This window comes from Nocardioides sp. (assembly GCF_035697785.1).
GTDB lineage: Bacteria > Actinomycetota > Actinomycetes > Propionibacteriales > Nocardioidaceae > Nocardioides_B.
On sequence record NZ_DASSCL010000067.1, the window covers coordinates 1 to 25645 of the forward strand.

A 25645-nucleotide genomic window follows, 5' to 3' on the forward strand; every position below is an offset into this window, starting at 1 on the left:
GGAATCCGGCGTAGCCAGCGCCCGCCGCTACACCGGCGATCCCGTCCTCGCCCTTGTCACCCTTGTCGCCCTTGGCGCCGGCGTCGCCCTTGGCGCCCGTGTCGCCCTTGGCGCCCGTGTCGCCTTTGGCGCCCTTGAGGCCCGCGAGCGCATCGGCGTCGAAGTCCTTCGCCTTCAGCGACCCGTCCTTGACCTCGGAGCCGCCCACGGCGTCCTTGGCGATGTCGACCTTCTGGATGGTCTGGTCCTTGATGTCGTCGGACGTGACGAGCTTGGCGGCGACGGCGCCGAACGAGCTCGCGCCCACGATGACGGCGGCGCCGATGGCGACGGCAGTGATGCGGCTGTTGCGAAGTGCCATGCTGATTTGACTCCCCGATATGTATGGATTGATGTCGAAAAGCGACAAGATGAACACTAATCGTCGCGAGGGGGTGCTCTTTACCAATCCGGGCCTCCGGGGGCACAAATGGCCCAAAGGGGCTATGAAGTTGGGACCTTCAGGTGCCGACACGACCGATGCTCGGATGGGCGTGCAGGAACCAGCGGGTCAGGGTGCCCGGCGCCGCGCTCAGTTGTGAATGATCTAGCGGGACGCCAACACATAAGGACGCTTGTGCAAGCGGCAACGACGGGAGTCGGACCCCGCGGCCAGCAGGCCCCCGATCCTGCTCCTTGACACGACCCAGCGGACCGACCTGAGGCCTCGGCGTTGCAAGCAAAACCCCCGGGGGTTCGCTTCCCACGAACCCCCGGGGGTCGATCTGCTGAAATCGGCGGCTAGCCGCGGAAGTCGAACGTCCGGCCGTTGATCTCCCACGACCGAAGCAGCCCCGCCAGGTCCACGCCCGCGGAGAACCCGACCGTTATGCAGACGCCCGGGCTGGTGACCACCTCGGTGCCGTGGTCGGCGACGAGCTGAGCAAACGTGATGTCAGGATTGGCGCCTGCGTCGTCGTTGTAGCGCCAGCTGCCACTCGTAGCGACCCACTCGTGGAACGGGCCCTCCTCGACATCAGGGTCCGGCGCCTGAGTGTTGGGCGAGAAGATCGACGAGTTCGGGCTCGCCGAGTTGCCTGTGAAGATGCGCAGATACGGGGCACCAACGCCGTTGGTGTCGTTGGTGGACGTGTACCGGGCGTGGTACACGAGGTTCCTCGCCGCCGACAGCGACTGACCGTTGAGGCCGTTGTAGCAGAGCGACCCGCCTTCTGCGCCGCCGTCTGCATATGGCCCGAACTCGACGCCGTCCGCCGTCAACGAGACAGTCGGATTCGTTGCCGTGAAGGCACCGTTCAGGTTGCTCACGGTAGTGGCCGCGGGGGGGCCGGCCGGTCCGGCCGGTCCCTGTGGACCACGGGGACCAGTGTTGCCCTTGAGCTTCGCTCGTGCGTCGTCGCTCAGGTCCTTCACCTTCAGCGACTTGTCCTTGACCTCCGAACCGCCGACGCCACCTTTCTTGATGTCGATCTTCTTGATGGTCTGGTCCTTGATGTCAGCGGACGTGACGAGTTTGGCAGCCACTGCACCGAACGAGCTGGCGGCGACGATGATCGCGGCTCCGGCAGTGATGGCAACGACACGACTATTCCGTAGGGACATGGTCCCGACCCCCCTTGTGAGGTTCCGATGAGCCTTTACTTTTCGAGACCATCACGGGCTAGACGTCTAGTCCACAGGAGGCGTCGGATATGGCCTGATTGGACTAGCCCCCCATGGCCCGCTTGCCCGTGGCAAGAGCCAACTTTGAGGAATCATTGGGGCATTCAGACGAGTAATACGACCGCGGCAAGCGCGCCGACGGCGGCCGCGCCGTAGCAGAGCACCGCGGTGGCGCGGCGGGCCTTGATCTGCAGGCCGTCGTAGAGCGTGTAACGGAACCGGTGCGCGCTGTGCACGAGCAGCAGCACGAAGAAGCCGAGCAGGAACAGCACGGTCAGCGGGTGCCCGAGCACCGCGCTCAGGTGGTCGTGATCCGGTGGGGACAGCCAGCCGAGCGGGTACGCCAGCGCGAACAGGAACGCCAGCACCGGCAGGAACACCGCCGCCAGCACGCCGCCGCCGCTGAACATCAGCCACACGAACGGCTCCACGCGTCGCTTGGTCATGCGGGGTCCCCGCGGAAGCGCGAGCGCAGCGAGTGGTTCTGTGGGGTGCTCATCGCGACACCAGCCACACCACGAACGCGGACACGACGGCCAGCCCGACGTACTGCGACGCGATCACCGCCGCGGGCGGCACCGGCCGCCCACCGATGCGCGCGGCCATCGCCTTAGGGGTCAGGCTGAACCAGGTGACGGTGTGCAGCACGACAAAGGCCAGCGCGACCACGTTGACCACGACGACGACCGGGTGAGCGGCGAAGTCGAGGAAGTCCTGGTACGCCGCGTCGCCTCGTCCGACGGCGGCGATCAGCAGCAGCAGGTACAGCACGAACCAGGCCACGAAGATGCTGCTGAGCTCGCGCATCACGAACAGGAAGTACGACGGCTTGCGCACCCACCACCAGGTCGACAGCGTGCGCCGGTAGGCGCGCACCTCGCTCATCGCGCGCCCCTCGGCAGCAGGACCGCCTTCACCGACTCCTTGGCCGCCTTCAGCTTGTAGCGCTGGATGGCGCCGGCCGGATCGACGTGCTTGGGGCACACCTTCGTGCACTCGCCGACGAACGTGCAGCCCCACACGCCCTCGTGCTCGATGAGCACGTCGAGGCGTTCCCGGGCGCCGTGGTCGCGCGAGTCGAGGTCGTAGCGCTCGGCAAGCGCGATCGCGGCCGGCCCGATGAAGTCGGGGTCGAGGCCGTACACGGGACAGGCGGCGTAGCAGAGCATGCAGTTGATGCACATGCTGAACTGCTTGTAGGCGTCGAGCTCCTCGGGGGTCTGGAGGTACTCGCCGTCATCGACGGACATCTCCTCGTCGCGGATGATCCACGGCTTGACCCTCGGCAGCTTCTCCATGAAGTCGGTCATGTCGATGACAAGGTCGCGAGCGACGTGGAAGTTGGCCAGCGGCTCCACCCGCACCGGCCCCGGCAGGTGGTCGACCAGGAACGTGCCGCACGTCAGCCGGGGCTCACCGTCGACGTTCATGCCGCAGCTGCCGCAGATCCCCATCCGGCACGACCACCGGAAGGACAGGGTCGGGTCGACCTCGTTCTTGACGTGGTTGAGCGCATCGAGGACGGTCCACTCGTCGCGGAGCGGTACGTCGTACTCCTGCCAACCGGGCGCGTCGTCGGTCTCCGGGCGGTACCTCGAGACCCGCAGACCGATGCTCTGCTGGGGTTCGGTCATGGCTACCTCCCGTAGACCCGTTCGCCCGGTGGCCACCGCGTGATCGTCACCGGCATCGTGTCGACGCGCGGCGAGCCGTCGGGGCCGCGAAGCACCAGCTGGTGGGTGAGGAACCGCTCGTCGTCGCGCTTGGGGAAGTCGGTGCGCTGGTGCGCGCCCCGGGACTCCTCGCGCTCCAGCCCCGACCGCAGCATGCACTCGGCGATGTCGAGCATGTTGGCCAGCTCGAGCGCCGCGACCAGCTCGGTGTTGAACGACCGGCTGGTGTCCGCGACCCCGACCTTGGCCATCCTCTGCTGCAGCTCGGCCAGGGTCTCCGCGCCCTCGGCCATCGAGGGGCCGCTGCGGTAGATGCCCGCGCTGTCCTCCATCGTCGACTGCATCTCGTCGCGGATCGCCGAGACCCGTTCGGTGCCGTCGCGGTTGCCGAGCAGGTCGCGCTCGAGCCGGTGGATCTCGTCGGCGGCCTGGGCGCGTACGGCGGCTGGGGCGATCCCGGCGCTCCCGGCGTACTCGGCCGCGGCCCGCCCGGCCCGGGCGCCGAACACCAGCAGCTCGGGCAACGAGTTCGACCCGAGCCGGTTGGCGCCGTTGATGCTCACGCACGCGGTCTCACCGGCGGCGTACAAGCCGGCGATCGGCGTCGCGCCGTGGATGTCGGTGTGGACGCCGCCCATCATGTAGTGCACGACCGGGCGCACCGGCACGAGCTCGTGCACCGGGTCGATGCGCTCGTACTTCAGACACAGCTCACGCACGAACGGCAGCTTGGCGTCGATCAGCTTCGCACCGAGGTGGCGCAGGTCGAGGTGCACGATCGGGCCGTACGGCGAGTCGCTGGTGCGGCCCTTCTCGACCTCGTGCACGAACGCCTGGGAGAGGCGGTCGCGCGGCCCGAGCTCCATGCTGCGCATTACCGGTGTCGGCGAGGGGGTGCCCAGGTCGTAGTCCTGGAGGTACCGGTAGCCGTCGCCGTTGAGCAGCCAACCGCCTTCGGCGCGGGCGGCCTCGGTGATGAGGATGCCGGTGAACGGGAGGCCGGTCGGGTGGTACTGGACGAACTCCATGTCCTTCAGCGGTGCGCCGGCGCGGTAGGCGAGCGCCATCCCGTCGCCGGTGTTGATGTTGGCGTTCGTCGTGAACGGGAAGACCTTGCCGCAGCCGCCGGTGCACAGGATGACTGCCTTCGCGCCGATCGTGTGGATCTTGCCGGTGGCGAGCTCGACGGCGACCACGCCGTGCACCCGGCCGTCGTCCACGAGCAGCTTGGTGACGAAACCCTCGTCGTACCGGGTCAACCGGTCGAACTTCAGCGACGTCTGGAAGAGCGCGTGCAGCATGTGGAAGCCGGTCTTGTCGGCGGCGAACCAGGTGCGCATCTTCTTCATGCCACCGAAGGCCCGGACGGCGACGTGACCGTCGGGCTGCCTGCTCCACGGACAGCCCCAGTGCTCGAGCTGTAGGAGCTCGCGCGGCGCCTCCTGGACGAACGCCTCGATTGCGTCCTGGTCGCCGAGCCAGTCGCTGCCCGAGATGGTGTCGTAGGCGTGCTCGTCGAGCGTGTCCCCCTCGGCGATGACCCCGGCGGCGCCGCCCTCCGCGGACACGGTGTGGCTGCGCATCGGGTAGACCTTCGACACGACGGCCACGTCGAGGCGCGGGTTCGTCTCGGCGATGGCGATGGCTGCGCGCAGGCCGGCCCCACCCCCGCCGACCATGAGCACGTCGTGCGTGGCGGCGAAGTCGCCGTCACTCACCACGCAGCTCCTCCTCGAGGATCACCTTGCCTCGGTGGTTGACCACCATGCGGTGGACGCTGCCGTCGTGGAACTCCTCCTTGTAGCTGCGGCAGCCGCAGGCGTAGGTCACCTCCTCGGTGATCAGCCCTTGCTCGTCCTCGGACACCGAGCGTTCCCCCGTCTGGGAGCGGCCGCAGGGCGCGGCTGTCGCCGCGAACCGGGTGATGGTTGACGTCACCGTGCACCTCCCGGGCGCCGGGGCCCACCGGACGCCCACCCCAAGATTGCTCCGTACGCGGCGACTTGGGAAGAGCGGAGCCTCGCGTGGACGGCGTCACCGGACGCGATCCGAGTGCACTCCCCGTGGCGATCTGCCCCTTCCCGGGGTGAGTTCACAGGGGGAACGGGTGGATTACCACGGGACCGTGGTAATTGGCCCCCCCGGGTCAGGACGCAGACGTGGCGAGGTACGCGAGCAGGTCCTGACGCGTGATGACCCCGATCGGCTTGCCGTCCTCCTGCACCAGCAGGGCGTCGGCGCTCTCGAGCTCGCTCACGGCGTCGGAGACGGGTTCGTTGGAGCCGATGGTGGGCAGCGCGGCGTCCATGTGGTCCTCGACCTGGTCGACCAGCTTCGCGTGCCCGGAGAACAGGGCGTCGAGGAGGGCCCGCTCGGAGACCGACCCGGCCACCTCGGCGGCGACGATGGGCGGCTCGGCACGCACGACCGGCATCTGCGAGACGCCGTACTCCTGCAGGATGTGGATCGCCTCGGCGATGGTCTCGGTCGGGTGCGTGTGCACCAGCGCGGGGATCTCGCCCTTCTTGCTGCGCAGCACCTCCCCCACCGTCTGCTCGCCGGTCGGCGGGAGGAAGCCGTACTGCCCGAGCCACTCGTCGTTGAACACCTTGGTCAGGTAGCCGCGGCCGGAGTCCGGCAGCAGCACCACGATGACCGCGTCCTCACCCTCGGGCGTGCCGTCGAGCTCGTGCGCGAGCTGGACCGCGGCGTACGCCGCCATGCCGGACGAGCCGCCGACGAGCAGCGCCTCCTCGCGGGCCAGCCGCCGCGTCATCGAGAACGAGTCGGCGTCGGAGACCTCGATGATCCGGTCGGCGATGTCGCGGTCGTACGTCGTCGGCCAGAAGTCCTCACCGACGCCCTCCACGAGGTACGGCCGACCGGTGCCGCCGGAGTACACCGAGCCGTGCGGGTCGGCGCCGACGATCTGCACCGACGGGTTCTTCTCCTTGAGGTACTTGCCGATCCCGCTGATCGTTCCGCCGGTGCCGACGCCGGTGACGAAGTGCGTGACCTTGCCCTCGGTCTGCTCCCAGATCTCCGGGCCGGTCGTCTCGTAGTGGGAGCGGGGGTTGTTGATGTTGGAGTACTGGTCGGGCTTCCAGGCTCCGTCGATCTCCGTCACCAGACGGTCGGACACGTTGTAGTAGGAGTCCGGGTGCTCCGGCGCGACCGCCGTCGGGCAGACGACAACCTCGGCGCCGTACGCCTTGAGCACGTTGCGCTTGTCCTCGCTCACCTTGTCGGGGCAGACGAACACACACTTGTAGCCCTTGGCCTGAGCGACCATCGCGAGGCCCACGCCGGTGTTGCCGGAGGTCGGCTCGACGATGGTGCCGCCGGGTTTGAGCGAACCGTCCTCCTCGGCGGCCTCGACCATGCGCAGCGCGATCCGGTCCTTCACCGAGCCGCCGGGGTTGAGGTACTCGATCTTCGCGAGAACGAGGGGCCCGGCGCCGTCGGTCGTCTTCGAGAGACGGAGCAGCGGGGTGTTGCCCACCAGGTCGAGGAGCGAGTTCACGTAGTCCACGGGGCAACTCTAGGGCGTGACATCGAACGCCCGGTCAGGCCGTCGGTTTGCCCACGCGCACTGGGCCAGCCCCATATGGTTGGTGACGTGGGGAAGGCGGCTGCGGCACGGAAGCTGGCGGCTGCCGCCGCGTACGGTGGCGGTGGCCTCTCACTCGTGGGCGCCTCGCTCTACGGCCTGCTGCACGCCGAGGCGCTGCTCGCCCGCCGCTCGATCGGAACCGCCAAGGGCGAGCCGCCGTCGGCGACGGGCTGGTACGGCCACGGGCGCACCGGTCCCGCGCTCAAGCTCGCGCTGCTCGGCGACTCCTCGGCCGCCGGGTACGGCGTCGACAGCGTCGAGCAGACGCCCGGCGCGCACCTCGCGTCCGGGCTGGCCGAGGCCGCGGGACGCCGTGTCTACCTGCATTCCGTGGCCTTCGTCGGCGCGCAGACTCGGGACCTGACCCGGCAGATCGACGAGGCGCTCCCGGTCGGGCCGGACGTGGCATTGATCCTGGTCGGCACCAACGACGTGACCCATCGGCGACTCCCGTCGGAGTCCGTGCGGCTGCTCTCCGAGGCGGTACGCCGACTGAGAGAGGCCGGCGTCGAGGTCGTCGTCGGCACCTGTCCCGACCTCGGCACCGTCGAGCCCATCGCTCCGCCGCTACGGCAGGTGGCCCGGCACTGGTCGCGCCGACTGGCCGCCGCTCAGGCCATCGCCGTCGTCGAGGCGGGCGGTCGCACCGTGTCGCTGGGCTCGATCCTCGGCCCGGAGTTCGCGGCCACCCCCAAGGAGCTGTTCGGCCCCGACCGGTTCCACCCGTCAGCGGCCGGCTACTCCAGCATGGCGTCCGCGCTGCTGCCGTCGATCCTCGCCGCGGTGGGCGTCATCCCCGACGAGGAGCTCGTGCTCGAGGCCGCACGCGGCGAGACGGTGCTACCGATCTCGCGTGCAGCGGTGGAGGCGGCCAAGGTGCCCGGCACCGAGATCGACGGCACCGAGGTCGGCGGCAGCACCCGCGGCACGCTCGGCCGCTGGGTGCAGATCCGCCGCCGGCGGCGGCACGCCGAGCCGGAGCTCGAGGCACCGGAGTCGACCGAGGTCTCCGAGCCGGCCACGTCCTGAGGCAGGAAAGGCGAGGACCCCGAGGCTCTCGCCTCGGGGCCCTCGCTGCTCGAGCGGACGGCCGCCTGGGTCGCGGTCAGTCGTTGCCGCGGAGGATCGCGAGGATCCGCAGCAGCTCGATGTAGATCCAGATGATGGTGACGGTGAGGCCGAAGGCCGCGCGCCAGGACTCCTGCTCGGGAAGACCGGCCTCGATGCCCCGCTCGACGAAGTCGAAGTCGAGGATCAGCATGAGCACACCCAGCCCGAGTCCGATGAAGCTCATCACCAGGCCGAGCCCGCCGAAGCCGTTGATGCCGAAGTCGGCTTGGAAGAAGCTGAGCACGAAGTCGAACAGCGACACCGCGACGAAGCCGAACAGCGCGGCGACGGTCCACTTGCGGAACTTGTTGCTCACGCGGATGTTGAAGAACTTGTACGCCGCGAGCGTGCCGGCGACCGCCGCGAAGGTGCCGATCACCGCGCCCATCACGAGACCGTCGCCGAACTGCGCCTCGATCGCCTTGCTGAACGCGCCGACGAACACTCCTTCGAGCGCCGCGTAGGCGATCACCAGGGCCGGCGAGATGACCCGCTTGAACGAGTTCACCATCGCCAGCGCGAAGCCGCCGAGCGCACCGACCATGGAGAGCATGTAGAGCGTGGTCAGCGTGTCCGGGTTGTCGATCGGGCCCGTCATGATCCAGGTAGCGACCGCCACGACGATCACGATGCCGAGGCTGATCCCGGTCTTCTGCACCACCGAGTCGATGGTCATCCGACCGGTGCCCACCGGCGTCTGGGTCGGCGGCGTGCCGCCGCCGTACTGCGTCTGGGTGTACGCCGACTGGTCGTACTGCGGCGCCTGAGGAGCGTTCTGTCCGGGGTAGCGCATTCCGCTGCTACTGCCGCGACCGTTGAAGCCCTCTGAGCGCGCGAACACCGGGTTGCTGCTCTGCATCTGTGGTCTCCTCCTTGGAGGCCTGAGGTCTCCCCCGTCTGGAGAGATCCCGCGGGTCTGCACTCTTATCGTACGGACCCTTCGCACGTTCAACGTGCGCGGCCGGGCCGGTGTTCCCGTGACCCGCGGTGCAGGTGGTCCCGATGGGGCCGGCGGCACCCCTAGTGGCGCCGCCACCAGATCAGGCCGACGACTCCGGCGACGACGGCCGCGGCGCCGGCCATGACCACCGGCTTCGGCTTGCCGTCGGCGGTGGTGGCGCGGTCCTTGGTCTCGCGCAGTCGGGCCTGTGCCTTCGCCTTCACGTCGAGCTTGTCGTGCAGGGCGTCGACGGTCTGGGCGAGCTGCTCGCGGTTGCGCTCGACCTCGCGCTCCTTCGCGGCGATGGTGTCGCTCATGCGGGGTGGCCTCCCTTGATCGTCTCGACGTCCTGCTTGACACCCTCGACCGCGCGCTCGGGCGCGGCCGGGGTCGCCTCGCTCACCTTGCCCTTGCCGAGGAGGGCCGCGATGCCGGCCGCTGCGAGGAGCACGACGGCCACGATGAGTGCGGCCGCCCAGGCGGGCAGGACCAGCGCCAGGGCGAGGATGGCTGTGGTGATCAGGACGCCGGCGCCGAAGACACCGAGCAGCCCGGCGGCGCCGAACAGACCCGCGCCGATGCCGGCGGCCTTCCCCTTCGCGGCGAGCTCGGCCTTGGCGAGCTCGACCTCGCTGCGGACCAGTGCGCTGGTCTGCTCGCTGAGGTCATGGACCAGGGCGCCGAGGGTGGGGTCCTGGGCGGTGCTGGTTTGCTGGGTCTCGGACATGTCTGACCCGTGCCCAGGTCACCGGATGGTAAACCTGCGCGTCCCGGGTCATACCGGGCCTCGGCCGCGGTCTGACAGGGTGGAGACGGTCGATGCCGGTCCACCGAAGGAGCGCGATGTCGCAGCAGCTGATGGGGGTCGCCCCACTGACACCGCTGGCCCAGCTGGACCGGGCCGCCGACTACTTCCCGGAGCGGGTGGCCTACCGGTTCGAGGGTGCCACCACGTCGTACGACGAGATGCGCGGGCAGGTCCGCAGGCTGGCGGCGCACCTGCGTGACCAGGGTGTGCGACCCGGCGACCGGGTCGCCCTGCTGGCCCGCAACGTCCCGCTCAGCCTGCTCGCCCACTTCGCCGTGCCGTACGCCGCCGCGACGCTCGTCGCACTCAACCACCGGCTGGCCGGTGGTGAGCTCAACGGCATCCTGCGCCACGCCGAGCCGCGGCTGCTCCTCACGGAGCCGGCGCTGGCCGGCCTCGCCGGGGAGGCGGTCACGGGACTCGACGTGCCGGTCGTGCCCGGCGACGACGCGATGGCCGCCAGCCCGGGCGAGGTGCCGACCCGGCACCCGGTGACCGACGAGCTCGGGCTGATCACCCTCAACTACACGAGCGGGACGACCGGGGCGCCCAAGGGGGTGATGTACCGGCACCGCGGCGCCGCGCTGCAGGCACTCGCGATGGCCTACCACCTGCGCCTCGGGCTGGACTCGGTCTACCTGTGGACGCTGCCGATGTTCCACTGCAACGGCTGGGCGTTCCCGTGGGCGGTGGCCGCGGCCGGCGCGACGTCGCTGTGCACGGACACCACCGATCCGGAGCGGCTCTGGGACCTGATCCGCACCGAACGGGTCACCCACTTCTGTGCGGCGCCCACCCTGCTGACCGGTCTGCTGACGTCCGCGGCGGCGGCGCGCGTCGAGCACCCGCTCACGGTCGCCACTGGCGGCGCGCCGCCGACCCCGGCCCTGATCCGCCGTGCCGAGCAGCTCGGACTGCACGTCGTGCACCTCTACGGCCTGACCGAGACCTACGGACCTTCGCTGATCTGCGAGTGGCAGCCGGAGTGGGACGCGCTCGGCGAGGACGAGCAGGCGGATCGCCTGTCCCGGCAGGGGATTCCGAACATCATCTCGTCCTCGGTCGTGCTGGAGGCCGTCGAGGGGGACGCCCGTGGGCTGGCCGAGGTGACCGTGGAGGGCAACACCGTGATGGCGGGCTACTACCGCGACGAGCAGGCGACCGCGCGTGCGTCTGTCGCCAGCACCCGGTTCCGCACCGGGGACCTCGGCGTTCAGCACGACGACCGCTACTACCAGCTCCAGGACCGGGCGAAGGACATCATCATCTCCGGCGGCGAGAACATCTCCTCGATCGAGGTCGAGCGGGTGCTCGCCGAGCATCCGGCGGTGAGCGAGTCGGCCGTGGTCGCGCACCCGGACGAGAAGTGGGGGGAGGTCCCGGTGGCCTACGTGACGCTCACCGCGTCCGGTGACGACGTGACGGAGGCGGAGCTGGTCGACTTCGTACGTTCACGGATCGCCCACTTCAAGGCCCCGAAGCATGTCGTGTTCGGCCCGCTGCCGAAGACGGCGACCGGCAAGATCCAGAAGTTCGAGCTCCGGCGCCGAGGGTCGGGACACTGACCCGTCACGTCATCGCGAAGTAGCGCAGGTACACGTAGAGCCAGGCGACGGCGAGCGTGGCCACGGTCACCACGACGCCGTACTTCGTGAAGCCCCAGAAGCTGATCGGTTCCCCGGCCTTGGCCGCGATGCCCAGCACCACGACGTTGGCGCCGGCGGCCACGGCGGTGGCGTTGCCGCCGAGGTCGGCGCCGAAGACGAACGCCCACCAGAGCGGGCTCTCGGGTCCGGAGGACGGCGTGGCCGCGACCATGTCCTCGACGATCGGCACCATCGCGGTGGTGTAGGGGATGTTGTCGACGAAGGCACCGATCAGGCCCGATCCGAAGAGCAAGGCGGTGGCCCCGAGCAGCTCGCGGTCGCCCATGGCGCCCGCGGCCAGCTCGCCGAGCTCGCCGATGACACCGACCTTCACCAGCGACCCGACGAGCACGAAGAGCGCCATGAAGAAGGCGAGCGTGCCCCACTCCACCTCCTCGAGGAACTCCTCCGGCGTGGTGCGGGAGACCAGCACGGCCGCGCCGGCGCCCATCATCGCGACCATCGACGGGTCGAGGTGGAGCACCGTGTGCAGCCCGAACGCGACCATGACGAGTCCCAGCACGACCAGGCAGCGGACCAGCAGCCGCATGTTGGTGATGGCGGCTCGCGGGTCGAGGTCGCCCAGCCGGCCGTCGACGTCGACCGGGGTCGTCAGCTGGCGGCGGAACAGCAGCCGCGCCAGCAGCAGGAAGCCGCCGAGCAGGACGACCGTGAGCGGAAGGGAGTGGACCAGGAAGTCGTCGAAGCTCAACCCGGCCCGGCTGCCGATGATGATGTTGGGCGGGTCGCCGATGAGGGTCGCGGTACCGCCGATGTTGGAGGCCAGGATCAGGGAGATCAGGTACGGCGCCGGGGGCAGCCCGAGCCGGCGGCAGACCGAGAGGGTCACGGGGGCGACGAGCAGCACGCAGGTGACGTTGTCCAGGATCGGCGAGACGGTGGCGGTGACCAGCACCAGGAGCACCAGCAGCCGGTAGGGGTGCCCGTCCGATCTCCGGGCCGCCCACAGCGCCAGGAACTCGAAGAGCCCGGTCTGCTTGAGGACGCCGACGATCACCATCATCCCGAAGAGCAGGAAGATGACGTTCCAGTCGATGCCGGTCTCCTGGTCGAAGAACGCCGTCTCGGCGTCGACCAGGCCGATCACGATCATCGCGGCCACGCCCCCGAGCGCGGCGGCAACCCGGTGGACCCGCTCGGTCGCGATGAGGGCGTAGCTGACGATGAAGACGGAGATGGCGGCGGACGTGAGGATCACGCCGGTCTCCGCCGTACGTCGCGGTCTCGGCCGGCGATGGTCGGCTCGAGTCTCTCGTACCAGCCGGCCAGCCGCCCGAACCGGCTGACCGAGCGCAGTCGGTCCTCCACCTCGCCGACCCGGTCGCGGGCGGTCACCGCGAGGACCTGGTCACCCGTCCGGAGCACGGTCGACCCGCCGGGCACGAAGACCTTCGACCCCCGGGTGACGAGAGCGACGGTCGACCCAGTGGGCAGGCGGAGCTCGTCCACCTCCACCCCGGCCAACCGCGACTCCGGCTCGACCTCGAAGCGGAGCAGCACGGCATCGAGCCGGTCGAGGGTCGCGAACCCGATGGAGACCTTGTGGACGAAGCTGCCCTTCTCGTTCCAGCGGGGCTGCCGGCCGCGGCCGATCGCCAGGCCGACGGTGAAGCCCACAGCCGCGCAGAGCATCCCGGCGGAGACGGCCAGCTCGAGCTCAGCGGGTCCCATCGGTGCTTCCACCTCGTGGGTGCGGGCTGGGCTGGACGCCGTCGTGGCAGTGGGTCAACGAACGGCGGCGGCCCATGCGTCAAGTCAACGGGCCCCGGGGCCGTGACTGAATGGGTGGTGCCACCCATTTCCGCGCAGCAGGGCCGACGCAGTGCCCCCGGTGAGACTCGAACTCACACTGAGAGGTGTTTAAGACCTCTGCCTCTGCCATTGGGCTACGGGGGCGAGCGCGATCAAAGATAGGTCTTGCGAGGGTGGATCGCGTGCGCACCGGCCACCCGGTCGAGGAACAACAGTCCCTCGCAGTGGTCGATCTCGTGCTGGAGCGCTCGTGCCTCGAACGCCTCGGCCGCGAGCTCGACCGGCGCACCCGAGCCCGGCAACGCGCCGCGCACCAACACGCGAGCGGCCCGCTTCACGTCGCCGGTGAGGTCCGGCACGCTCATGCAGCCCTCGCGCGCCCTCTCGTTCCGGGACGACGTGACGACGACCGCGTTGCACAGCACGAACGTGCCGTGATGGCTGCGGGTCTTGGGGTGGTCGGTCACGTCGACGCAGAAGACCTTCGCGTTCACCCCGACCTGCGGTGCGGCCAGCCCGACGCACCCCGGCGAGACCCGCATGGTGGCGACCAGGTCCGCCGCCAGCCGTACGACGTCGGTGGCGGCCGGGTCCACCTCCTCGCCGGCCGTGGAGAGCACACCGGCCGGCGCGCGCACGACGTCGAGCACCCGCCCCTCGACGCCGAGCGCCGACTCGGTCCAGCGCCCGACCGCGTCGTCGACGAGCCGCGCGTCCGACTCGGCGCTCACAGCTCGTCGCTCTCCACCTCGCGCAGGGTGACACCGACGCCGAGGTCGGCGGCCGCCGCCCGCAGCGACTCCTGGAGCACGTCGACGTCGGCGGCGGCCGGGAGGTCTACCTCGGCGACGAGGATGTACAGCTCACCTGCCAACCGGGTGGTCAGGTCGGTGATGTTGCCGCCGACCCGGGCGACCTCGCCGGCCACGCGGGACACGATCCCGGGGCGGTCACCGCCGTGCACGGTCAGCACGTAGGACGCGCCCACCGCCTCGGGCACCGACTCCACGGGCACCTCACGCACGGCGACCATCAGCGTGTCGTCGGCCGTGAGCGGGGCGAGTGCGGCCTCGACGTCGGCGGAGCCGGTGTCCCCGGCGCAGATCAGCGTCATCGCGAAGTGGCCGCGCAGCAGCGTCATCGTCGAGTCCTCGAGGTTGAGCCCGAGGTCGGCGAGGATCCGCGTGGTCTCGGCGATGATCCCGGGCCGGTCGTGGCCGAGGACGGTGATGGCCTGGAGAGTCACGGCGGTCAGTCTTCCACCCCTCGACCCAGCGCCGCCGCGCGTCCGAGCACGGCGTCGAGCATCGGCTCGGTGAGCTTGCCGGTGAAGGTGTTCTGCTGCGACGGGTGGTAGCTGCCCAGCAGGTGCACGTCGCGCCCGTCCGGCGCGGTCAGCACGGCCTCGGCAGCATGGCCGAACCGCGGCTTGGGCCGCGGGATCGTGTAGCCGGCCTCCCGGAGCACCCGGAGCGCGGCGTCCCAGCCGTAGGACCCGAGGCAGACGACGGCACGCACGCTCGGCTCCACCAGCGCGACCTCGCGGAGCAGCCACGGGGCGCAGGTGTCGCGCTCCTCCGTCGTCGGCTTGTTGTCCGGCGGGGCGCAGCGCACCGTGGCGACCATGCGGGCGTTGACGAGCCGCTGGCCGTCGCCCGCGTGCAGCGAGGTCTCCTGGACGGCGAGCCCGACCCGGTGCAGGGACGCGAAGAGCCAGTCGCCGGAGCGGTCGCCGGTGAAGATCCGGCCGGTCCGGTTGCCTCCGTGGGCGGCCGGCGCCAGGCCGATGATGAGCACGCCCGGGGCCGGGTCGCCCCAGCCCGCGATCGGCCGCCCCCAGTAGGGCTGGTCGGCGAACGACGCCCGCTTGTCCCGTGCGACGTCCTCGCGCCACCGGACGAGGCGGTCGCAGGCCCGGCAGACCGACACCGCGGCCCCCAGCTCATCGAGCGTGGCGGTGGCGGCGGCCCGGCGTACGGCGGCAGGCGTCCGGGCGACGGGTGTCTCGGGCGCGGCGGGGTCCTCGGGCCAGCCGGTCCCCGGCGGTACGGGGCTCGGAAACGGCCGACCGGTCACCGGGTGCGGACGTGAAACGGGCCGAGCCATGGCCCCATCCTCCAGGGGTCCGCGGCCCGGCCCGTGCTCGGGTGGGCGTCCTACACCGTCCGTGCTACACCGTGGTGGTGGGCGTGCCGGTGGTGTCGGACGTGCTGCCGTTGCTGCCGTGCATCTTGTCCTTGGCGGTGGACGCGGCGTCGACGACCTTGTCCTTGACGACCGGTGCCTGCTCCTTGATGGCGTGGCCGGCGTCGGCGGCCTTGGAGCGCACGCGCGGGTCGGACGCGATCTTGCTGGCGCCGGCCTTGATCTGCTCGTAACGCTCGCGGCCGGCGCGTGTGCCGAGGACGTATCCCACCGCACCCGCGGCGAGCAGGGTCAGCTTCTTCATGTTCGCTCCTTCGTCGCGATGTCGGTCATCCACCGAGTACCCACTGCGACGATCGGCAACCCTCGGGGTCGCGCCGACACGGGACCGGCCGCAGGACCTGGCGATGCCCGATGATGTCGACGACGGTGACGCAGGACTGAAGCCCACGGCGAACGCGCGGTTTGCCGCGTTCGTCCGCGGTACTGACTACCCGGGGTGGCACGTCCTGTGGATGGTCGCCACACCTGGAGGGTCCTACCGTGCGAGAGGGGGCCACCGTGGACCCCTCCGATCGGGAAGTCGTCATGCCCCTGCTCAGATCCCCTATTCGCACCCTTGCCGTCGGCGCCGCCCTCGCGGCGGTGCCCCTGCTGGTCCTGGCCGGTCACCAGTCGACCGCGACGGGCGCCGACGACGCCTCCGTCTTCACGATGCGGTTCGAGCCGGCGAGCTTCAAGCTGGTCGACGTGCCGCCGGCGGCCGCCTCGGAGACGTCGCCGCCCGGCCCCGGCGACTACTTCGTGCTCAAGAACCGGCTGTTCAAGGGCGACCGGCGCCTGGGCGCTCTGCACGCCACCTGCGTGATCACCAACCGTGGCACCAGCCCGGGCAATACCCCGCTGTTGTGCACCGGCGTCTACCGACTACCCGGCGGGACCCTGATCGGGTCGGCGCTGCTGTCGACGGACGCCGAGGTCAACCGGATCGCCGTCACCGGCGGGACGGGTCGGTTCACCGGGATGACCGGTATCGCCACCGAGTTCAACGAGAACGACGGCACAGGCCGGATCCTGGTCCGGATCCAGTGAGGCTTGGTGTCGCTCGCAGACCGTTCCCTAGGCTCGGGACCAGGCGATGCCGTCGAGGATGTCGGCGTCTGAGACCAGCAACGAGGTCACGCCGGTACGCCGGAGCACCCGGTCGAGCACCAGGGCGCCGGCCCCGATCACGTCGGCCCGGCCCTCGGGCACGTGGATCGCCACCCGTTCGGCCGTCGTCATGCCGAGCAGCCGCTCGGTCAGTTCATGCACGTCACCGACCGGGAACGTCGCGTGGTGGATGACCGCGCGGTCCCAGTGGTCGAGCCCCTTGAGCAGCGCCGCGACCGTGGTGACGGTGCCGGCGACCCCGATGACGGTGCCGGCCCGAGCGGGCTCGACCCCGGCGTCGGGGAGGGTGTCGAGGGCCTCGTCGATCGCGGTGGTCGCCGCGCTCACCTCGTCCGCCGTCGGCGGGTCGGACGGCATCAGCCGTTCGGTCATCCGCACCGACCCGATGTCGAGCGACCGGGCCGCCTCGACCTCGCCGTCGCCGAGCACCAGCTCGGTGGAGCCGCCGCCGATGTCGACGACCAGGAAGGGCCGCGACAGCTCGGTGGCGGACCGGAGCGACCGGGTCGCGCCGTCGTACGACAGCGCAGCCTCCTCGTCGCCCGAGAGCACCTCCGGCTCGACGCCGAGCCGCTGGCGCACCGCGGCCCTGAACTCGGCCGCGTTGGACGCGTCGCGGCTCGCCGAGGTCGCGCAGAACCTGAGCGCGTCGACCCGGTGCTCGTCGAGCAGCGCGGCGTACTCGTCCACGGCAGCCAGGGTGCGGGCCACCGCCTCCTCGGCCAGGCGACCGGTGCGGTCCACGCCCTGACCGAGCCGGACGATCCGCACCTCCCGGGCCAGCACGTACTCCTCACCGGTGGTCGTGTCGAGGTCGGCGACGAGCAGCTTGATCGTGTTGGTGCCGCAGTCGATCGCGCCGACGCGCGTCACGGGGCCTCGTCCGGGGTCTCGACGGGATCGACGCACGGACCTGCCGCCCAGAACTCGCCGAGCGCGTCGACGACCTCGTCGCCGAGCGGGTTCACGCCCGGACCCTGCGCCAGCGCTTGGCCGGCGAGCACGTGCAGGCACTTGACCCGGGTCGGCATCCCGCCGGCGGACACGCCGGCGATCTCCGGGACGTGCCCGATCGCCTCGCGGTAGGCCAGGTACTGCTCGTGGGCGCGCCGGTAGGCCGCCGCCAGCTCGGGGTCCGACTCCAGCCGGTCGGTCATCTCCTTCATCAGCCCGGACGCCTCGAGGGTGCCGATCAGCGACGAGGCGCGCGGACACGTCAGGTAGAACGTCGTCGGGAACGGCGTCCCGTCGTCGAGCCGCGGCTCGGTGGCGACCACGTCGGGGTTGCCGCAGGGGCAGCGGTGCCCGATGCCGTGGATCGAGCGGGGCGGCCGTCCGAGCTGCGCCCCGATGACCGCCTCGTCGCGAGGCGCTATCAACGTGTCTGCCGCTTCGGGACCCGGATCCGGTCGGCGGGCTCCGGCTGCTGCGCCAGCTCCTCGGGGTTGCCGGCGACCTCCATGCTCTCCCAGGCCGCCTGCCACCACTCGGGACGCTCGTCCTCCTCCGACGGCGCCGCCGCGTCGGTCAGCGAGTCGTCGTGACCGAGCGGCTTGCCGTCCTCGTCGATCACCTGGTAGCCGATCTCGCCGGGAAGCACCCAGCCGAAGCGCTCACGCGCCTGCGAGCGCACGTAGGCCGGGTCCTCCCACCGCGCCTTCTCGCGCTCCAGCTCGGCGATGTTGGCCTCGGAGGTCGCGATGCTGTCCGCGAGGGTGTCGAGGTGGTGCCGCTGCTCGAGGTAGGCACGCATGCTCGACGCGTAGGACACCATCAGCACGGCCAGCACCAGCACCAGGATCGCGGCCCGCCCCGTGAACCGCGGACGCCGCGGCGCGGCCGGGCGGCCGGCTGCTTGGGCCCGCACCCGGGGGGCACCGGGGCGGGAAGGCCCGCTGCGGGGACGCCCGTTGCTCCCGGCTGCCCGGGGGCGCGCTCCCCGCGACGTCGGGCGGTGGCCGGCCATGATCCTCCCTGCGGCGTCCGGTGCGGCGTTCGGTGTCGGTGACGGTCGGTCAGGCGGTGTAGCGCGGGAAGGCGCCGCGACCGGCGTACCGGGCGGCGTCGTCGAGCTCCTCCTCGATGCGGAGCAGCTGGTTGTACTTCGCGACCCGCTCAGACCGGGCCGGGGCGCCGGTCTTGATCTGGCCGCAGTTGGTGGCGACCGCGAGGTCGGCGATCGTGGTGTCCTCGGTCTCGCCGGAACGGTGGCTCATCATGCAGCGGAAGCCGTTGCGGTGCGCGAGGTCGACGGAGTCGAGGGTCTCGGTCAGCGAGCCGATCTGGTTGACCTTGACCAGCAGGGCGTTGGCCGACTTCTCGTCGATGCCGCGTCCGAGGCGCTCGACGTTCGTCACGAACAGGTCGTCACCGACGAGCTGCACCTTCTCCCCGAGCGAGGCGGTCATGGCCTTCCAGCCCTCCCAGTCCTCCTCGTTGAGCGGGTCCTCGATGGAGACGATCGGGTACGACGACGCGAGCTCGCTGTAGTAGGCGATCATCTCGTCGCTCGACTTGGTGGCGCCCTCGAACGTGTAGCCGCCGTCGGACCAGAACTCGGTGGCCGCGACGTCGAGCGCGAACACGATGTCGTCGCCGGCCTTGAGACCCGTCTTCTCGACCGCGGTGGAGATCAGGTCCAGCGCCGCCCGGTTGCTGGCCAGGTCGGGGGCGAAGCCGCCCTCGTCGCCGAGCCCGGTGGCGAGGCCGTTCTCCTTCAGCACCGACTTCAGCGCGTGGTACACCTCGGCGCCCTGCTGGAGCGCCTCGCGGAACGTGGGGGCGCCGATCGGGGCGACCATGAACTCCTGGACGTCGACGCCGGTGTCGGCGTGCGCGCCGCCGTTGAGGATGTTCATCATCGGCACCGGCAGCAGGTGTGCGTTGGGCCCTCCGACGTACCTGAAGAGCGGCAGGCCGGCGGAGTCGGCGGCGGCCCGGGCGACCGCCAGGGAGACGCCGAGGATCGCGTTGGCGCCGAGCTTGGCCTTGTTGGGGGTGCCGTCGAGGTCGAGCAGGCGCTGGTCGACGAGGCGCTGCTCCGAGGCCTCGAAGCCGACCAGCTCCGGACCGATCACGTCGAGCACCCCGTCGACCGCCTTCCCGACTCCCTTGCCGAGGTAGCGCTTGCCGCCGTCGCGCAGCTCCACCGCCTCGAAGGCGCCCGTGGACGCACCGGACGGGACGGCCGCGCGACCGATCGTGCCGTCGTCGAGGGCCACCTCGACCTCGACGGTGGGGTTGCCTCGCGAGTCGAGGATCTCGCGGGCGCCGACGGCTTCGATGGTGGCCACGCATGCTCCTAGTACCAGGGGATGACGAACGCGCCCCAGCCTAACGGCGACGGGCCGCGTCGCCGCGACGGCTCGCCCCGTGGTCAGCCCGCTGGCCGGCCGGAGCCGGAGAGGTCCCTGGCGAGGGCCTCGGTCGCGGCGCGGAGCGCGGGGACCGCCCGCTCCACGACCTCGTCGGTCAGCCGGGTCGCGGGCCCGGACACCGACATCGCCAGCGGCAGCACGGAGTCGCGGACCGCGACCGCCACGCAGCGGACCCCGACCTCCTGCTCTCCGTCGTCGACGGCGTACCCCCGCGTCCGGACCTTTTCGAGCTCCGCGTCCAGGTCCTCGAGGGTGGTCAAGGTGCGCTCGGTGCGTGCGGGCAGGCCGGTGCGCCGCACCCGCGAACCGACCTCGGCGCCGGACAGCTCGGCGAGCAGCGCCTTGCCCACCGCCGTGCAGTGCGGCAGCACGTGCTGGCCGACCTCGGTGAACATCCTCATGCTGTGTCGCGACGGCACCTGTGCGACGTAGACGACGTGGTCGCCGTCGAGCATGGCGAGGTTGGCGGTCTCGCCGAGCTCGTCGACGAGCGGGGCGAGGTGCGGCACCGCCCACCGCGACAGCGTCCGTGCGGACCGCTCGCCCAGGTGGATCAGCCGGGGGGCGAGCATGTAGCGCTTGTCCGCCCCCACCCGGACGTAGCCGAGGGCGCCCAGGCTGCCGACGAGCCGGTGCACGGTGCTGAGCGGGAGCCCGGACTCGGTGGCGAGGCGGGACAGGGTGAGCGGGCCGTGCTCGGCGAGCGTCTCGAGCACCTCGAACGCGCGACTGACGGACTGGACCGCTCCGCGCGACTCCCGTTGCACATCGGCATCGTGCTGCCCACCGGCCACTTCACCCTCCGAGACTGTTGACCACCCTCGACGGCGGGTTTAGGTTCCGAAGTGTAGAAGATCACTTCCGCATGGTGGAAGGAGCATCTCGGGTGCCCGGCGGAATCGAGATCACCGGCGCGCGGTCCGCGCGCTACGACGAGATCCTCACTCACGACGCGCTGGACTTCCTCGCCGGCCTGCACCGCACCTTCGACGCCCGCCGCCGCGCGCTGCTCGAGGCGCGTGCGCGCCGCTACGAGGACCTCGCGGCCGGCGGCACCCTTGGCTTCCTCGACGAGACCGCCGGCATCCGCACCGGCGACTGGCGGGTGGCCGACCCCGCGCCGGGCCTGGTGGACCGGCGGGTTGAGATCACCGGCCCGACCGACGCCAAGATGGCCATCAACGCGCTGAACTCCGGCGCCAAGGTGTGGCTGGCCGACCACGAGGACGCCAACACCCCGTTGTGGGACAACATGGTGCAGGGCCAGCTCAACCTGCGCGAGGCCGTCGCCGGTCGGCTCGAGTTCACCGGTCCCGACGGCAAGCACTACGCGCTGCGCGACGAGACCGCCACCGTCGTCGTACGCCCGCGCGGGTGGCACCTGACCGAGAAGCACGTCCTGGTGGACGACGAGCGGATGTCGGGCAGCCTGTTCGACTTCGGCCTCTACTTCTTCCACTGCGCGCGGGCGCTGGTCGAACGCGGTGTCGGTCCGTACTTCTACCTGCCGAAGATGGAGAGCCACCTCGAGGCGCGCCTGTGGGACGACGTGTTCGTGCACGCCCAGGAGCGGCTCGGCATCCCGCGGGGCACGATCCGTGCCACCGTGCTGATCGAGACGTTCCCGGCGGCGTTCGAGATGGAGGAGATCCTCTACGAGCTCCGTGAGCACTCCTCGGGGCTCAACGCCGGCCGCTGGGACTACATGTTCAGCGTCATCAAGAGCTTCCGCAGCCGCGGCGACGACTGGGTGCTTCCCGACCGCAACACCGTCACGATGACGGTGCCGTTCATGCGCGCCTACACCGAGCTGCTCGTGCGCACCTGCCACAAGCGCGGCGCGCACGCGATCGGAGGGATGGCGGCGTTCATCCCGAGCCGCGACGAGTCGGTCAACGAGCAGGCGTTCGCCAAGGTGCGCGACGACAAGACCCGTGAAGCCGGCGACGGTTTCGACGGCTCCTGGGTGGCCCACCCCGGGATGGTCGACCTCTGCGCGGAGGTGTTCACCGACGTCCTCGGTGACGACCCCGACCAGCGGCACCGCACCCGTGACGACGTCGAGGTCACCGCCGAGCAGCTGCTCGACATCGCGAGCACGCCCGGCGAGGTCACCGAGCAGGGGCTGCGCTCCAACATCGAGGTCGGCATCCGCTACCTCGACTCCTGGCTGTGTGGGACCGGCGCGGTCGGCATCCACAACCTGATGGAGGACGCCGCCACGGCCGAGATCTCGCGTTCGCAGGTCTGGCAGTGGCTGCACACCGGCACCACCCTGGCCGACGGTCGCGTCGTCACCCGCGAGCTGGTGGAGAAGCTCATCGACGACGAGTACGCCGACCTCGCCGACGACGACGCCTCGCCCGGGCTGGCCGACGCCCGCGACCTGTTCACCGAGATGGCGCTGTCCGACCACTACGAGGACTTCCTCACCATCCCCGCCTACGAACGGATGCCCTGACGGGCCGAGGAGAACCCCCACCGAAGGGACGAGAACAATGAGCAAGTCGACCGGCGCCGCCGACCAAGGGTCGATGGCCACCGAGATACCCGACAAGCACGTACCACCGGTCACCTACACCGACCTGCCGGAGCCGCTGCCGATCGGCAAGGTGATCGGCCCGAGCGTCCTGCTGCTCGCCGGCGCCATCGGCTCCGGGGAGTACGTCCTGTGGCCGTACATCACCTCGCAGGTGGGGCTGGTGCTGGTCTGGCTGGTCGTCCTGGGCGTGGGCACCCAGTACTTCCTCAACATGGAGATCGAGCGCTACACCCTCGCCACCGGCGAGACCGCGGTGACCGGCTTCACCCGGCTCTGGAAGCCCTGGGGAGTGCTGTTCATCATCATGGGCGTCGTCGCCTGGATGTGGCCGGGATGGGCCACCGGCGGCACCACGACGCTGAGCTTCGCGCTCGGCTTCTCCGAGGACGCGATCCCCTACGTCACGATCGGCGTACTCGTGCTCATCGGCATCGTGCTGACGGTGTCACCGGTCGTCTACCGCACGGTCGAGAAGATCCAGTTCTTCATGGTCGCGCTCATCGTGCTGTTCGTCCTCTACGCGATCGTGGCGCTGATCGGCGGCGACGGCTACGCCGGCCTCGCCCGCGGGTTCGTCGAGGTGGACAAGATCCCCGACGGCATCCGCGACATCGGGGCGGCCACGCTGCTCGGCGCCATCGCCTTCGCCGGCGCGGGCGGCGTGATGAACCTCGTCCAGTCCAACTGGGTCCGCGACAAGGGCCTGGGCATGGGCGCCAAGCTGCCCAAGGTGGTCTCGCCGTTCACCGGCGAGGAGATCGCCGCACCGACCACCGGCTACTTCTTCCGCCGCGACGAGGACAACATGCGCCGGTGGAACGCCTGGTGGAAGGTCGCCAACCGCGAGCAGTTCACGACGTTCTTCGTCATCGGCGGGGTCACCCTGCTGGTCTTCATGGCGCTCACCTACGTGACGATCGGCGTCGGCAGCACCGACGTGGAGAGCTTCGACTTCATCCAGGTGCAGGGTGAGGCGCTGCAGGCCGAGAAGGGCGCCTGGCTGGGCACGGTGTTCTGGCTGATCGGCAGCGTGGTGCTGTTCTCGACGAACCTGACCGTGCTCGACATGATCGGCCGGCTCACCGCCGATGCGCTCAAGACCACGAGCCTGCGCGACAACGACCGCTGGAGCGAGAGCCGCCTGTACTTCGTCACGGTCTGGGCGATGATCCTCTTCGGCTCGTTGATCCTGCTGTCCGGAGTGGACCAGCCGCTGGTGCTGCTGGTGATCGCCTCTGCCCTCAACGGGCTGGTGATGTTCGTCTACTCGGTCCTGCTGCTCCAGCTGAACCGGGGCGTGCTGCCTCGCGAGATCGGGCTGCGCGGCGGTCGGTTCGCCGCGATCATCTGGGCCGTCGCCTTCTACGGGTTCTTCTCCGTGGTGCTGCTGATCGACCAGGCCAAGCAGCTGTTCGGCGGCTGACCCCCCACTCCTATGTAATGCGAAGTTATGGGGCCCTCGCGGGGCGCCGGCGGGCCGCGATGCGGCCATAACTCCGCTTTACATGGGGGGTTGGGCCTCGGCGGCGCGGACCGCGTCGGCGAGCCGGCGTACGACGTCACGGAGCGCCTGTTCCGGGTCGACCCCGGCCGCGCGGGCCTCGACCACCAGGGCGAGCAGCCGGTCGCCGATCGACACGGCGTCCCGGGCGGATCCGACGGCGCCCGGCGAGACACCGATCTTGGCCGCCTTGCCGACCACCTTGTCGGCGAGGTGGAGCGCGGGCAACGCCGTCGGCACGCCCTCGAGCACCGACGACCGGCCCTTCTCGGCGGCCTTCAGCGTCTCCCAGTTGGCCTCCACCTCGTCGGCTCCCGCGACGTCGAGACCGGCGAACACGTGCGGGTGCCGGCTGACCAGCTTGTCGACGATGCCGGCGGCGACGTCATCGATGGTGAAGCCGCCTTCCTCGGGCGTGGACTCGGCGGCGATGCGGGCGTGGAAGTACACCTGGAGGAGCAGGTCACCGAGCTCCTCACGGAGGTGGTCGGTGTCGCCGTTCTCGATCGCCTCGAGCGTCTCGTAGGCCTCCTCGACCAGGTACGTCGCCAGCGAGCGGTGCGTCTGCTCCTTGTCCCAGGGACAGTGCAGACGTAGCTGGTCCATGACCGTGACCAGGTCGAGCAGCCGGGCGCCCGGCACGTCGTACGACGCGTGCAGCACCTCGACCTCGACCGCCGCGCCGCGTCCCGAGCCCGTTGACGCGTCGACGATCGCCTCCGCGAGCTCGCCGGGCAGCCGGTCCGCCTCGGCGTCGTCGGCCAGCCACACGACCGGTCCGGACGCGCCCGCCTCGAGCAGGGTCGGTCCGGTCGGGGCTTCGAGCACGGAGACCTCGAATCCGGCCGCCGTCACCGCGCGGCAGACCGGGTGGTCGAGCGACGAGGCGAGCAGGGTGGCGGACCCGCTCACCGCCTGCCAGGCCGGCCAGGACATCAGACCCGGTGCGACCCGGGGGCTGGTGACGAGGAGGGTCAGCACTTCTGGGACGCGGGCAGCCCCGAGGTCCACTCGGGACCGGGCTCGGCGGCGGCGCCCTGGGCGGCACGCTCGGACACCGGGATCGACAGCGAGCCGCTCGTCGGGGTGACGGTGCCATTGGCGAGCTCGCCGAAACGCGGGTCGACCTCGACGTCGAGGTCGCTCGCGAACCGGTTCCGGAGCCGCGTGCCCTCGGCCGTGACCTCCTCGGGGGTCGGCTCGGCGTTGCCCTGGCTGGTCAGCGAGGCACGGCCGGCCTCCTCGATGATCAGCTGCGACTCCTGGAAGCCGCGGAAGAGCGCGCGGAAGTCGTCGCGCTGCTCCGCCGGGATCGCGTCGATGCCCTGCGCGTTCTGGGCCAGCGCCGCCGAGACGTCGCCCTGGCTGGGCTCGATGCCTTCCGCCTCACCGAACTGACGGGTCAGCTCGCTGTCGAGCATCAGCTGGACGGCGGCCTGGCGGGCACCGCGGGCCGCGAGCTCGGGGCGGGGCTGCCCCTGGGCCTCGGCCGACGAGATCGTGGACGCGCACAGCGCGGCCGCTGCGTCGTTCACCTCCTGGTTGGAGATGCTGGTGTCGCCGACCACGACGGCGGCACCCGGGTGCGTCCCGCATCCGGCGACCAGCATCACCGCGGACGCGACGACCAGCGACACCTTGACCTGCTTGGCGTGCAACGCACGGGTCACGACTTCTCCACC

General features: G+C 70.6%; 28 protein-coding genes, 1 tRNA gene and 1 pseudogene. 5 read left to right on the top strand and 25 right to left on the bottom strand.

Annotated features, from left to right (window positions below; genetic code table 11):
- The 8 genes and pseudogenes from VFH10_RS06730 to VFH10_RS06765 form a co-directional block, all read right to left on the bottom strand.
- Positions 1–361 (bottom strand): annotated as a pseudogene (locus VFH10_RS06730) (collagen-like protein); the annotation flags it as partial.
- Positions 362–780: 419 nt separating this feature from the next.
- Positions 781–1602: a hypothetical protein gene (locus VFH10_RS06735; RefSeq protein ID WP_325127217.1), complete on the bottom strand. Its 822-nt coding sequence runs from the start codon at positions 1600–1602 to the stop codon at positions 781–783.
- A 164-nt stretch (positions 1603–1766) separates the two neighbouring features.
- On the bottom strand, positions 1767–2108 hold the full coding sequence (gene frdD / locus VFH10_RS06740) for a fumarate reductase subunit FrdD (protein WP_325127219.1): 342 nt from the start codon (positions 2106–2108) through the stop codon (positions 1767–1769).
- Positions 2109–2157: 49 nt separating this feature from the next.
- The gene (locus VFH10_RS06745; RefSeq protein WP_325127221.1) at positions 2158–2547 is read right to left on the bottom strand and encodes a fumarate reductase subunit C; all 390 of its coding nucleotides are present in this window, start codon (positions 2545–2547) and stop codon (positions 2158–2160) included.
- The gene (locus VFH10_RS06750; protein WP_325127223.1) at positions 2544–3296 is read right to left on the bottom strand and encodes a succinate dehydrogenase/fumarate reductase iron-sulfur subunit; all 753 of its coding nucleotides are present in this window, start codon (positions 3294–3296) and stop codon (positions 2544–2546) included. Before VFH10_RS06750 ends, VFH10_RS06745 begins: the two co-directional genes overlap by 4 nt.
- A 2-nt stretch (positions 3297–3298) precedes the next feature.
- Positions 3299–5053: a fumarate reductase (quinol) flavoprotein subunit gene (gene frdA / locus VFH10_RS06755; RefSeq protein WP_325127225.1), complete on the bottom strand. Its 1755-nt coding sequence runs from the start codon at positions 5051–5053 to the stop codon at positions 3299–3301.
- On the bottom strand, positions 5046–5273 hold the full coding sequence (locus tag VFH10_RS06760) for a hypothetical protein (protein ID WP_325127226.1): 228 nt from the start codon (positions 5271–5273) through the stop codon (positions 5046–5048). Before VFH10_RS06760 ends, frdA begins: the two co-directional genes overlap by 8 nt.
- 208 nt (positions 5274–5481) lie before the next feature.
- Positions 5482–6867 (bottom strand): cystathionine beta-synthase, encoded by a 1386-nt coding sequence (locus VFH10_RS06765; RefSeq protein ID WP_325127228.1) that lies wholly within the window; start codon positions 6865–6867, stop codon positions 5482–5484.
- A gap of 87 nt (positions 6868–6954) precedes the next feature.
- Between VFH10_RS06765 and VFH10_RS06770 the strand changes: the two genes are divergently transcribed.
- Complete coding sequence (locus VFH10_RS06770; RefSeq protein ID WP_325127230.1) at positions 6955–7977, top strand: SGNH/GDSL hydrolase family protein; 1023 nt, start codon at positions 6955–6957, stop codon at positions 7975–7977.
- 76 nt (positions 7978–8053) lie between these two features.
- On the opposite strand, the gene VFH10_RS06775 is transcribed toward VFH10_RS06770, so the two are convergent.
- The 3 genes from VFH10_RS06775 to VFH10_RS06785 all read right to left on the bottom strand — a co-directional run bounded on the left by VFH10_RS06775 (position 8054) and on the right by VFH10_RS06785 (position 9725).
- Positions 8054–8917: a Bax inhibitor-1/YccA family protein gene (locus VFH10_RS06775; protein WP_325127232.1), complete on the bottom strand. Its 864-nt coding sequence runs from the start codon at positions 8915–8917 to the stop codon at positions 8054–8056.
- 161 nt (positions 8918–9078) lie between these two features.
- Complete coding sequence (locus tag VFH10_RS06780) at positions 9079–9315, bottom strand: DUF3618 domain-containing protein (RefSeq protein WP_325127234.1); 237 nt, start codon at positions 9313–9315, stop codon at positions 9079–9081.
- On the bottom strand, positions 9312–9725 hold the full coding sequence (locus VFH10_RS06785) for a phage holin family protein (protein ID WP_325127236.1): 414 nt from the start codon (positions 9723–9725) through the stop codon (positions 9312–9314). The genes VFH10_RS06780 and VFH10_RS06785 overlap by 4 nt, the downstream gene beginning before the upstream one ends.
- A 116-nt stretch (positions 9726–9841) precedes the next feature.
- Between VFH10_RS06785 and VFH10_RS06790 the strand changes: the two genes are divergently transcribed.
- Entirely contained in the window at positions 9842–11371 is a 1530-nt protein-coding gene (locus VFH10_RS06790) for an AMP-binding protein (protein ID WP_325127237.1), read from the top strand.
- A gap of 4 nt (positions 11372–11375) precedes the next feature.
- Here VFH10_RS06790 and VFH10_RS06795 read toward each other — a convergent pair whose 3' ends face one another.
- The 7 genes from VFH10_RS06795 to VFH10_RS06825 all read right to left on the bottom strand — a co-directional run bounded on the left by VFH10_RS06795 (position 11376) and on the right by VFH10_RS06825 (position 15674).
- Positions 11376–12671 (bottom strand): ArsB/NhaD family transporter, encoded by a 1296-nt coding sequence (locus VFH10_RS06795; RefSeq protein ID WP_325127239.1) that lies wholly within the window; start codon positions 12669–12671, stop codon positions 11376–11378.
- Positions 12668–13144: a TrkA C-terminal domain-containing protein gene (locus tag VFH10_RS06800; protein ID WP_325127241.1), complete on the bottom strand. Its 477-nt coding sequence runs from the start codon at positions 13142–13144 to the stop codon at positions 12668–12670. Before VFH10_RS06800 ends, VFH10_RS06795 begins: the two co-directional genes overlap by 4 nt.
- Positions 13145–13296: 152 nt before the next feature.
- Positions 13297–13369: transfer RNA gene (locus VFH10_RS06805), tRNA-Leu, on the bottom strand.
- An 8-nt stretch (positions 13370–13377) separates the two neighbouring features.
- Entirely contained in the window at positions 13378–13956 is a 579-nt protein-coding gene (locus VFH10_RS06810; protein ID WP_325127243.1) for a peptide deformylase, read from the bottom strand.
- Positions 13953–14471 carry a glycine cleavage system protein R gene (locus tag VFH10_RS06815; protein ID WP_325127245.1) on the bottom strand — a complete coding sequence of 173 codons (519 nt, stop codon included), beginning with the start codon at positions 14469–14471 and terminating at the stop codon, positions 13953–13955. Before VFH10_RS06815 ends, VFH10_RS06810 begins: the two co-directional genes overlap by 4 nt.
- A 5-nt stretch (positions 14472–14476) precedes the next feature.
- On the bottom strand, positions 14477–15331 hold the full coding sequence (locus VFH10_RS06820; protein WP_325127248.1) for a uracil-DNA glycosylase: 855 nt from the start codon (positions 15329–15331) through the stop codon (positions 14477–14479).
- 64 nt (positions 15332–15395) lie between these two features.
- Positions 15396–15674, bottom strand: a complete 279-nt coding sequence (locus VFH10_RS06825; protein WP_325127250.1) for a hypothetical protein — start codon at positions 15672–15674, stop codon at positions 15396–15398.
- Between the two features lie 284 nt (positions 15675–15958).
- On the opposite strand from VFH10_RS06825, the gene VFH10_RS06830 reads away from it, so the two are divergent.
- Positions 15959–16462 carry a hypothetical protein gene (locus VFH10_RS06830; RefSeq protein WP_325127252.1) on the top strand — a complete coding sequence of 168 codons (504 nt, stop codon included), beginning with the start codon at positions 15959–15961 and terminating at the stop codon, positions 16460–16462.
- A gap of 27 nt (positions 16463–16489) precedes the next feature.
- On the opposite strand, the gene VFH10_RS06835 is transcribed toward VFH10_RS06830, so the two are convergent.
- From VFH10_RS06835 to VFH10_RS06855, 5 genes are all read right to left on the bottom strand, one after another.
- Positions 16490–17416 carry a Ppx/GppA phosphatase family protein gene (locus VFH10_RS06835; RefSeq protein WP_325127254.1) on the bottom strand — a complete coding sequence of 309 codons (927 nt, stop codon included), beginning with the start codon at positions 17414–17416 and terminating at the stop codon, positions 16490–16492.
- Positions 17413–17922, bottom strand: a complete 510-nt coding sequence (locus tag VFH10_RS06840; protein WP_325127256.1) for a DUF501 domain-containing protein — start codon at positions 17920–17922, stop codon at positions 17413–17415. Before VFH10_RS06840 ends, VFH10_RS06835 begins: the two co-directional genes overlap by 4 nt.
- Complete coding sequence (locus VFH10_RS06845) at positions 17919–18410, bottom strand: septum formation initiator family protein (protein WP_325127258.1); 492 nt, start codon at positions 18408–18410, stop codon at positions 17919–17921. Before VFH10_RS06845 ends, VFH10_RS06840 begins: the two co-directional genes overlap by 4 nt.
- A 148-nt stretch (positions 18411–18558) precedes the next feature.
- Complete coding sequence (gene eno / locus VFH10_RS06850) at positions 18559–19836, bottom strand: phosphopyruvate hydratase (protein WP_325127260.1); 1278 nt, start codon at positions 19834–19836, stop codon at positions 18559–18561.
- An 83-nt stretch (positions 19837–19919) separates the two neighbouring features.
- Positions 19920–20687, bottom strand: coding sequence for an IclR family transcriptional regulator (locus VFH10_RS06855; RefSeq protein WP_325127262.1), 768 nt, complete (start codon positions 20685–20687; stop codon positions 19920–19922).
- Between the two features lie 119 nt (positions 20688–20806).
- On the opposite strand from VFH10_RS06855, the gene aceB reads away from it, so the two are divergent.
- A complete protein-coding gene (gene aceB, locus VFH10_RS06860) occupies positions 20807–22381 on the top strand; it encodes a malate synthase A (protein WP_414689843.1) in 1575 nt (524 codons plus the stop codon).
- Between the two features lie 37 nt (positions 22382–22418).
- Positions 22419–23885: an Nramp family divalent metal transporter gene (locus tag VFH10_RS06865; protein WP_325127267.1), complete on the top strand. Its 1467-nt coding sequence runs from the start codon at positions 22419–22421 to the stop codon at positions 23883–23885.
- A 78-nt stretch (positions 23886–23963) separates the two neighbouring features.
- Here the strand turns inward: VFH10_RS06865 and VFH10_RS06870 are convergent, their stop codons facing one another.
- A complete protein-coding gene (locus VFH10_RS06870; protein ID WP_325127340.1) occupies positions 23964–24569 on the bottom strand; it encodes a MazG family protein in 606 nt (201 codons plus the stop codon).
- 368 nt (positions 24570–24937) lie between these two features.
- Positions 24938–25633, bottom strand: coding sequence for a SurA N-terminal domain-containing protein (locus VFH10_RS06875; protein ID WP_325127268.1), 696 nt, complete (start codon positions 25631–25633; stop codon positions 24938–24940).
- Between the last annotated feature and the right edge of the window lie 12 nt (positions 25634–25645).